Below are 4,861 nucleotides of genomic sequence, written 5' to 3' on the forward strand. Positions count from 1 at the left end.
GGATACTTGGATTAACACAAAGTCAGATCTTTCAATGGATACTTTGACTAACACAAATCAAGTCACATATATTGAATGTAATTGGATTCAAATTGGAAAACGAAAATTATTCAAAAAGGCTTTAGTCTTTTTGAAAAGAAAGTTTTTAAGTAATGTTGGAAAAGATGAAACACATTTTTCATCTTAGTATGGTGAACTACTCGGCCATAAATGACCGAGCTTCTGGGAATACTGCTGACTTACACGATGGTGTCTAGCACTACGTGCAGAGGTTACAGCTATTTACCACGGCTTGTTCCGAGCCTAGACAGTCTGTTAAGCACTTAAGATATTTTTAGCGGCATTGATGTCTCTATCATGGCTAACACCACATTGAGGACAAATCCACTGACGAATATCTAATGTATGCTTACCATCATCGTAGCCACAATTAGAACATATTTGGCTAGTCTTTCGTGGATTCACAGTGACTAACTGTTTTCCATACCAAGCACATTTATATTCAAGCTGAGAACGTAGTTCTCGCCATGACTGATTAGCAATTGCACGAGCTAACTTATGATTACGTAGAAGATTTTTGGTTTTCAAATCTTCAATCTTAATCACATCGTATTGCTCTACTAGCTGTTTGGTTAGATTATGCAGGTAATTATTGCGTTGATTAGCAATCTTTTCGTTATACTTGGCCACCATGTGTTTAGCTTTAAGGTAATTGCTAAAATCAGATAACTCTCGTGGTACCAACACTTTATTGTGGTGATCCCAAGCAATTTCTTTCATAGCTTGTAGTCGTCTACGCGCTAAGCGTTTTTCCCAATAGTGTTTTTTCCGAGATAGTAATTTATCAAAGCGGATAGTCGGGAATTTAACGCCATCACTGGTAATCATTAAGTCTGCAACTCCCATATCAATTCCTACGGATTGATTAGTAGTGGGAAGCTCCAAAATATCTTCATCAATTAAGACAATGGCATAATATTTGCCCGTAGCCGATAACCTGATTGTCACATTCTTAATCTTACCTGTAACTTGGCGCCCTGCTTTAAAACGAATATTACCTAGTTTTGGTAATTTAATAGCGTGCTTATCCGTTTGTTGGATATTGTGATTAACTGAATTGGACTGATAGCTCTGCTTAGGAAACTTGCGTGATTTGAATTTTGGATAACCAACGTGTTCTTTGAACAGTTTCTGAAATGCTTTGTGTAAATCGCGGCTAACATGTAATAAGCTAGTTGACTCAGCTTGTTTTAATAACGGATACTCTTGCTTGAGACACTTAATTAAGTAGTTCATACCAAATTCATTTACGTACGAACTGCCATTGTTATATCGCTTAATTTGCATGTTGAGCAGTTGATTCCAGACAAAACGACAGCAACCAAAGTTGGCAATAATTTTATCTTGTTGAGTTTGATTTGGATAGATTCTAGTTTTAATTGCCCGTAGGGTCATTTAAATTCACCTCCTTTAACCGTTGATCATCAATATACTTTGCTACAGCTTGTTGATTCGTTGTTCCAATACTTTCAACGTAATAACTTGGTGACCATAGGTGACGATTTGCCTTTTTCCAATAGCTATTTTGTAATTCAGGACATTCACGAAATAGTCGCCATGCACTGATTCCTTTGAGCCATCTTACGATGTTAGTTACGGATAGCTTTGGTGGTGCGCTAACCAATAAGTGAATGTGATCATCTTTACCAATTTCCATATGGTCAATACTAAAACCGTATTTTGAAGCAATTTCAAGTAAGATTTGCTTCAATACAATCTCAACATTTCCTTTTAGAACGCGATTGCGGTATTTAGTTCCCCATATGATGTGATAGTTTAAGTTGAAGGCAGATGTTCTACCATACGTTATTCGACTAGTATCTTTCATATCATCATTATATCACTAAAACATAATAACCATATGCACTACGTGCAAAAGAATAGGCGATTCATCACGTCCTTAAAAGAACGTGTTTCCTCGCCAACATACAAAAATATGGAATTTTAGCAACTGGAACGCTTGCATTCTTTGCAATGAACGTTTCAGGAGTTAATGCTTACGCTGATGCTGATGCTCAACAACCAGCAACGGAGCAAACAACGGAGCAAACAAGTAAATCTGCTCCAGCTAGTGCTGATGCTAAAGCAGATACAGCGGTATCAGAAGATTATCAAACAGATTCTAAATCGGTTGTAAATGAACAACCAGTTGTAGAACAAGGAACTAATTCTACTAGTTCAGATACCAAATCTGATAATGGAACTGCTTCAACAGATGCAGCAACTTATAACGCAAAAGCACAACCTGCTTCAATTAACCAGGAACAAACAGTATCAAACCAACCTGATAAAGTTGCTCAAAATGAAGATCCTGCAAAAACAGAAATTGCCCCAGTTAATGATGCTAAACCACAAGGTTCAGATAACACTTCTAAGGTAGAGGTACAACCAACGCCACTAAAGGCTGAAACGACCAGTGCAAGTAGCAGTAGTGCAGTGAAGGCTGATGTAACCAGTGCGAGTGGAAAACAGAGTGTAGCGCAGATAGCCACTAATGTTTCTAAAAATAGTGCAATAGTTACAACTAAGTTTGCTCAAAACTACGGTAGAAAGGTATTGGCAAGTTCAGTTACCAATACGGGTTTCTCAGTTAGTGATCCAGATTATCCATCTGGAATGTGGATTGATCCAGATAACTCTCATTACAGTTATGAATGGTTGCAAGAAATAAATGGTGGAAACCAAATTGTTTTTTCAACTAATCGAACGGGCGATGGAATTGTTTATGTAACGGAATTATCGGCATCAAATGAGATTTTAAAGCGATACACTTTAAATCAAAATACTTATCCAACATCTCGTGTATTTAAGCATACCACCTATTATAATGATGTTTATTTTGAAATGGTCCAAAGCTCTAGCGACACTTTTGTTACTAAATATAGAGCTAGTGAATTTGATAATGCCGAGTACGGTACACTTTCTTGGTTTGTACCAAAATTGATCACACAAACAACTTATTACGTTGATAAAGATGGCAAACAAATCACCGACAGTAATGGTAATCCAGTTGCTGCTTATACACAAAAAGGGTTAGTTGGCCAAAATTATACGACGAGCGACGTAAATGTTATAAATGGGTACTATGCTACTGCACCTGCTAATTCAAATGGCGTTATGTCACCATACGGAAAGATTGGTGCTAGTTATGTTAAAAACTTTCATGATGGAGTAGTTATTACTTACACTCAGACTGGTTCAGATGGAACAATGTCTGCTTCAATTGCTCGAGATGGAACAGTTCTCGGAACATGGCCAAGTATAAAGCCTTCAGATTCTCCGATAACGTATAAATTAAAGACAGACGTTTATATGACAGACGGTTATACGACATACGTTTATCCGATGACTAAGCCATACGTAATTGAAAATCCATATATCCCACAAACCTTTGATGTTAAGTATGTTTACAACAAGCTAGGCAACTGGATTGTCTCTAATCCTGATGGCTCAATAACGTCAAGAATTTATCCCAATGATCCTAGTAACCCTACTAAGATTGCTGATTCATCGGCGCCTGATTATCCGGTTATTGCTTTTATTCCTGGCTATACACCTGAAGATTATATGGGGACTCCTTTGGTGCCAGTTGATCCCGATGATCGTACTAAGGGTTATATTCCACCAACACCTTATGATATTGGTACAGATACAACGATCACCTATACAGCAGATAAGCAAAAAGGTAGTGTCAGCTACGTTGATGATACGACCGGAAAAACATTAAAGACGGATTCAATTTCAGGAACAACGGGCTCGAAATCTAGTTATAGTACTAGTGGCAATATTGCCGATTATAAGAAACAAGGGTATGAGTTGGTTACTGATGGCTATCCAGCAGATTTGACGTTCGACAATGATGACACAACTGATCAGAACTTCACGGTTCACTTGAAGCATCAGTTGACGCCAGTAAATCCAACGAATCCACAAACACCAGGAGCTTCAATTAATCCAGATGATCCAGATAGTCCGAAATGGCCAATTAGCACCAACTATGATAAGACGGTCAATGAGACCGTCAGCTATGTTGATCAGAATGGACACGTAGTGGCCAAGAAGCACAGTGATTCTGTCAACTTCACACGAACAGTCGTTGTTGATAACGTTACTGGTGAAGTTATTACAAGTGGTGCTGGAACAACAGTTTGGACAGCGACAAATGGTGATACGACCTTTGATGCCGTTGCTGTCCCAGTGGTGTCGGGATCTGTAGCTAATAAAGCTAAGACAGCTGCCGTAACTGACTTGAATGCCGATTCAGCAGATGTTAATGAAACCGTGACATACACGAAAGTCGGTTCATTGGTACCAAGTTCAAGTGATAAGAACTTCCCTGGAGCACCAACAGTAGCCTATTCAAATGACCCAAGTGATGCGACGAAGGTTAAACCAGCCGGTGTACCGACGGTACCAGGTTATACAGCACATGATCCAGAAGGTCATGTTTTGACACCAGGTAGCAGTTATCAGCCAAGTGATCCAACGAAAGATACAACGATCACCTATACAGCAGATAAGCAAAAAGGTAGTGTCAGCTACGTTGATGATACGACCGGAAAAACTTTAAAGACGGATTCAATTTCAGGAACAACGGGTTCGAAATCCAGTTATAGTACCAGTGGCAGCATTGCGGATTATAAGAAACAAGGGTATGAGTTGGTTACTGATGGCTATCCAGCAGATTTGACGTTCGACAATGATGACACAACTGATCAGAACTTCACGGTTCACTTGAAGCATCAGTTGACGTCAGTAAATCCAACGAATCCACAAACACCAGGAAAACCAGTAGATCCAA

At 38.9% G+C, this 4,861-nt stretch carries 3 protein-coding genes and 1 pseudogene; 2 read left to right on the forward strand and 2 right to left on the reverse strand.

Going from position 1 to position 4,861, the window contains the following annotated elements; translation table 11 throughout:
• A pseudogene (locus FD36_RS06950) lies at positions 1-187 on the forward strand (hypothetical protein); the annotation flags it as partial.
• Between the two features lie 128 nt (positions 188-315).
• Here FD36_RS06950 and FD36_RS06095 read toward each other — a convergent pair.
• Positions 316-1,455: an RNA-guided endonuclease TnpB family protein gene (locus FD36_RS06095; RefSeq protein WP_056958798.1), complete on the reverse strand. Its 1,140-nt coding sequence runs from the start codon at positions 1,453-1,455 to the stop codon at positions 316-318.
• Positions 1,436-1,888, reverse strand: coding sequence for an IS200/IS605 family transposase (gene tnpA / locus FD36_RS06100; RefSeq protein WP_056958800.1), 453 nt, complete (start codon positions 1,886-1,888; stop codon positions 1,436-1,438). The genes FD36_RS06095 and tnpA overlap by 20 nt, the downstream gene beginning before the upstream one ends.
• Before the next feature lie 146 nt (positions 1,889-2,034).
• Here tnpA and FD36_RS06105 point away from each other — a divergent pair.
• On the forward strand, positions 2,035-4,861 hold a 2,827-nt coding region (locus tag FD36_RS06105; protein ID WP_421823269.1), incomplete at its 3' end, for a mucin-binding protein.

Origin of the sequence: Fructilactobacillus sanfranciscensis DSM 20451 (genome assembly GCF_001436035.1) — a bacterium.
Classification (GTDB): Bacteria; Bacillota; Bacilli; order Lactobacillales; family Lactobacillaceae; genus Fructilactobacillus; species Fructilactobacillus sanfranciscensis.